Raw genomic sequence first — 4,815 nt, forward strand, 5'->3', positions numbered from 1 at the left:
ACCCAATCGCTCGAGCATGGTCACCACAGATTCAGCACTAAAGGGTGCCGATGCATCGTCGCCTGTTCCCGCCAAGCCTACGACCAAACCATAACCAATCAACTGGTTAGCTCTCGCACCCTCAAGATCCGCCAGTTCTTTCAAACGTTCGGCCTGGGCACTTTGTGAGCCCACCAAGACCAACAAAGCCACCATCAGACCATTTTTAACTTTTAAAACACCCATGACACCCTCACCCGCACGTAGAATCGAATTGGAAACGCTTCTTAGAATGGCCAGACCCAGTCCATGACCCTGGTAAACCATCCCGGGCTCTGCTTGTCGGCAATGACCCCTCGACCGGTATACTCGAGTTCAACATCCGCTACTTGAATCGAGCTGATTGAATTATCAGGTTCGATATCAATGGGGCGGATAACCCCGCTTAGATACAAAATACTTTCTTCTTCGTTAATCAAGACCACTTTAGAGCCCTCTATATAGAAGTCACCGTTCGGCAGTGTCTTTTTGATACGCGTAGGAAGTGTTGCATTCAGTTTTCCTGAACGCGCTGTCGACCCACTGCCGTCAAAGCTGGATGACCCAGTCGCGCTAAACAAATCCTCAGGATTTAAGTCGGGGTGTGCTGCGGCAATTTTACCCAACGCCCCGAAAAAAGAGGTCACTCCATAAGTCTGAGCAGTATCGCGAGCCGTTGATGTTGAAGCATCTCTTGTAGCGTTGGCTGCCTCGGCGATTCTAACCGTAATAATGTCGCCAATACGGCGCGCTCGCAGGTCCTCAAACATGCTAGCAGATGCATCGCTCCAGAGTGAACCCGTCGTTCGGCCTGCCGTAGGAGACGCATAGTCGTCCATATCGTAATCACGAGTTTTACGTTCGTAAGGCTTAATATGTGTAGTTGCACAACCCACAAGCCCTAAGAGTCCTAGAATCACAATCGTTTTTTCCAAAATTGAATTTCTCATAAATCCATCTCCACCACACCCGCGTCTGTCACCATGCCATAAACCATTTTTCGACCTTGCCGAGGCATCACTGCGATTCTTTGCCCGGTTCGGCCAGCCTGCTGGGCGGTGCCCCGAGTGCTCACAACCACTGACCCGGTCTTCACCTTGATCCAAATGGTATCGCCTCGCTCAATCACTTCGCGTTTCATCGCTGTGTCTCTGCGCAAATTGACCCGAACAAATGTCGTCTTGCTTTTCGATTTACCGGCATAAACATGAGCCTTGAAGTTATTAAGACCCACATGGACCCTTCGAGGCATTTCTAGCTCTACGCGTAACCTTCCACGCGGCATAACCATACCGCCACGCATCACCAAATCCTCGTAACCCAGCCCTTCAGGTAACTGAGCCTGCAGTGCACGCTCTACATGCTTGCGAAGCGTCAATTCATTGACGTTTTGAGAGGCGCGATGAACTCGAACTTTGCCAGGAATCCGCAGTCCCTTGGCGTTAACCATGGCCTGCTTGAGACGTGTTCGAACGTGTTTGCCGCTGATAAACTTGTTTTTGCCCGGCTTGGGTGCAGGTCCCAAATCGAGACCTGCGATATCACGAGGTGCATTTCGAACGACATCACCCAGCAGAACACGGTCTGTGTTGACCGTCACTCCACGGGGCTTTTTCGCTGCAAACACTGAATTTGACAGAAGAAAAACCAAAACTGGCACAAGCCATTTTAACCGACGTCCGAACATTCACCACCTCACAAAACACACCCAAACAGTAAACAGTTACTTCAGACTGGCTGTTGTACGCAGCATCTCATCGGCCGTCTTAATAACCCGTGAGTTACTCTCGTACGCCCGTTGCGCCTGAATCATGTCGACCATTTCTTCGATGACCTTTACGTTGGACATCTCTTGAAATCCCGACATTACAAACCCTGCACCATTCATGCCAGGGATGCCCACTACCGGATCACCTGCAGCTTCGGTTCGCGCGAATACACCGCCGCCCATGGCATCAAGCCCTGCTGGGTTTACGAAGTTTGCGATTTGAAGCTGTCCTACCTCGACCGAGTCATGAGAGCCGGCCTGTACAGCTGAAACTACACCCGTTTTAGAAATGGTCCAGTGCTTCGCCTGAGCCGGCATTGTCATCGAAGGCTCTACTGAATAGCCATCTCGCGTTACTAGGCTGCCTTGAGAATCAAGCTTAAATGAACCATCCCGGGTATAAGCGGTTTCTCCGTTAGGTAGCTGGATTTGAAAGAACCCATTGCCTTCAATGGCCAAATCCAACGCATTCGATGTTTGGCGAAATTCACCAAGAGAAAAATCACGCAGCGTACCCGCGACCTTCACACCCTGACCCACTTCAATGCCAATCGGGGCACTGGTCTGATCGCTGGTCTTAGCGCCTGGTGCTCGAATCTTGTCGTACAAGAGATCTTGAAACTCTGCCCGACTCTTTTTGTAACCGGCAGAACTTACGTTCGCCAAGTTGTTCGAAATCATACTCACACGCAGTTCCTGCGCGTTCATACCCGTTGCTGCACTACTTAATGCTCTAAACATCCCTAACTCCTCCTCTACTATCGTCCCAATTCGCGAGCAGTTGTTGAATCAACTGTTCGATAAGTCTGTATTGCCTTATTGAATGACTCATAAAAACGAGACACCTTGATAAGCGATGTCATTTCCCGAATCATATTCACATTGGAACGCTCAATAGCTCCCGTTTGAACAGATACCTGCTCAACATCCACCGCATCCAGTCCCTCAGGTGCACCGTATAGGTTGTGACCAATTCGGTTGAGGGATTGCGGATCATCAAATTTAACAACGCGGATTTTGCCAATCTCCAGAGGTCCGGAGGTAACCGCGCCACTTTGGTTAATATTGATGACCGCCCCTTCAGGAACTTCAATAGGTCCACTCGTGCCTTGAAGAACTTCGCCAGACACCGTTGTGAGCTGGCGCTTGTCATTGAGCATGAATGACCCATTGCGGGTGTAGCCAGGGCCTTCAGGTGTATCCACCACGAAGAACCCTTCACCTTGAATCGCCACATCCATTTTATTGTGTGTGTGCTGCAAAGGCCCCTGGCTGAAGTCCGTAAAGGTAGAATCCAAAACAACATGTCGCTGTGTTTCGTTGTTTGTACCATCACGTGCCTCATCCATGAGTTCTTTGAATGTTGCCTGCACACCCTTAAAGCCATTGGTGCTACCATTGGCTAAATTGTTGGCTAGGATGTCCAAATGCTCTTCTTGAGCCAGTGCACCGGTCATTGCTGAATATATACCGTTAGGCATTATAGCCTCCCCGTGCACGGCGCTTCTTCTTGTCAGATTTAGCACCTTCTGGGTTTAGAATCGCACGCAGGCGTAACGTTGCTTCACTAAGAATCTGACAGACGCGGCTTTCCGTAACACTCAGTACGTAGCCGATATCCTTTAAAGTCAGGTCCTCTTGATAGTAAAGCTGCAACACCTGTTGATGCCGTTCACCCAATTTACCAATTGCTCCAGCAAGCTGTTCCAGCTTTTGCTTTTTGGCATACTCCTCGAAAGGACTATCGTCCTCCGTTGGGGTGTTCATAGGGTAAACATCCGTGAAGCTCACAACCCGAACAGGTGTTAGCTTCTCCAACTTCTTTCGCAAATCCGGAACACTCAGATCTAGCCTTGAGGCTAACTCTTCTTCTTCCGGCTCACGGCTTAACTCTTTGGTGAGTTCCTGAACAGCGCTCTCGATGTTCTTTGACTCAAGTCTTGCATCGCGAGCCATTAAATCTCGTCTTCGCAAGTCATCCAAAATAGCGCCCTTGACTCTGAACTCCGCAAACTTCTCGAAATCGGTTACCCGACTCGAATCGTAACGGCTCATCGCCTCAAGCAAACCCACAACACCCGCACTGATGAGGTCTTCCAACGCAATATGCGAGGGCAACCTTCTGGCGAGTCGTTGTGCAACTCTCTTCACAAAGGGCAAGTATTCCTCAATTGGGCGTAACTTCCCTTCCCGCTCGCCGTCATAACTCCTAAGAACCGAAGCCATTACGACACCTCCTTCCATCCAACCAAACGCTTCCAAAAAAGACGTATTCCACCCGTCTCTGGTGCCTCATACGGCTGCGCAAGTATCTTATGCGCAATACTATTTATTCTTTGGCTGGCAAGTGCATTGGGCTCTCCAAGGAGAACCGGTACACCGCCACGGGTAGCACGCGATATCGCGGCATCCGTATTAATATACCCCAGGTAGTTAATACCCACCTGGAGAAATCGATTTACTAAAACAGAGAGCTTACGATAAACGTCTTCGCCCTCTTTCGCATTGGCGACTCGGTTTGCGATGAGATCCACTTTCTTGATCCCACATCGCGTGGCCATCACCTTCACGAAGGCATAGGCATCCGCCAAACTTGTTGGGTCCGGATCCGCGACAAGAATCACGGTCTGAGCAGCTGCAGCAAATGCAACCGCATTTGAGTTGAGCCCGGCGCCTGTGTCGACCATCAAAATATCAAAATCATCCTCGAGACTATCGATGGCAGCAAAAAGAGAAAAACGCTCTTGCTCATTGAGGTTCGCAACGTCGTAACGACCGCTGCAACCAGGCAAGAGCTTCACGCCTTCAGGTCCATCACAGATGACTTCCTCAATGGTACCCGTACCATCAAAGAGGTCGAGTAAGGTCATGTCTGGCGTGAGGCCAAAAGCAATGTCCAGGTTAGCCAAACCTAAATCACCGTCCATCGCTAAAACACGTTTACCGGCCCGCGAAAAAGCTATTGCCAAGTTCGATACAATATTGGTTTTCCCAACCCCGCCTTTGCCACTGGCAACTCCCAAGACACG

7 protein-coding genes are annotated in these 4,815 nt (G+C 50.0%); all 7 read right to left on the reverse strand.

Annotated features, from left to right (window positions below):
* Window positions 1-225, reverse strand: a 225-nt coding sequence (flgI, locus tag HOK28_24015; GenBank protein MBT6436176.1) for a flagellar basal body P-ring protein FlgI, incomplete at its 3' end; no start/stop codon positions are given.
* Window positions 226-266: 41 nt separating this feature from the next.
* Window positions 267-968, reverse strand: coding sequence for a flagellar basal body L-ring protein FlgH (locus HOK28_24020; protein ID MBT6436177.1), 702 nt, complete (start codon window positions 966-968; stop codon window positions 267-269).
* Window positions 965-1,705 (reverse strand): hypothetical protein, encoded by a 741-nt coding sequence (locus HOK28_24025; protein MBT6436178.1) that lies wholly within the window; start codon window positions 1,703-1,705, stop codon window positions 965-967. Before HOK28_24025 ends, HOK28_24020 begins: the two co-directional genes overlap by 4 nt.
* 36 nt (window positions 1,706-1,741) lie before the next feature.
* Entirely contained in the window at window positions 1,742-2,527 is a 786-nt protein-coding gene (gene flgG / locus HOK28_24030) for a flagellar basal-body rod protein FlgG (GenBank protein MBT6436179.1), read from the reverse strand.
* Between the two features lie 17 nt (window positions 2,528-2,544).
* Complete coding sequence (gene flgF, locus HOK28_24035) at window positions 2,545-3,267, reverse strand: flagellar basal-body rod protein FlgF (protein ID MBT6436180.1); 723 nt, start codon at window positions 3,265-3,267, stop codon at window positions 2,545-2,547.
* A complete protein-coding gene (gene fliA, locus HOK28_24040; protein MBT6436181.1) occupies window positions 3,260-4,012 on the reverse strand; it encodes an RNA polymerase sigma factor FliA in 753 nt (250 codons plus the stop codon). The genes flgF and fliA overlap by 8 nt, the downstream gene beginning before the upstream one ends.
* A partial coding sequence (locus tag HOK28_24045) for a MinD/ParA family protein (GenBank protein ID MBT6436182.1) occupies window positions 4,012-4,815 on the reverse strand: 804 nt, incomplete at its 5' end. The genes HOK28_24045 and fliA, both read right to left, overlap by 1 nt.

This window comes from Deltaproteobacteria bacterium, assembly GCA_018668695.1.
Taxonomy (GTDB): domain Bacteria; phylum Myxococcota; class XYA12-FULL-58-9; order XYA12-FULL-58-9; family JABJBS01; genus JABJBS01.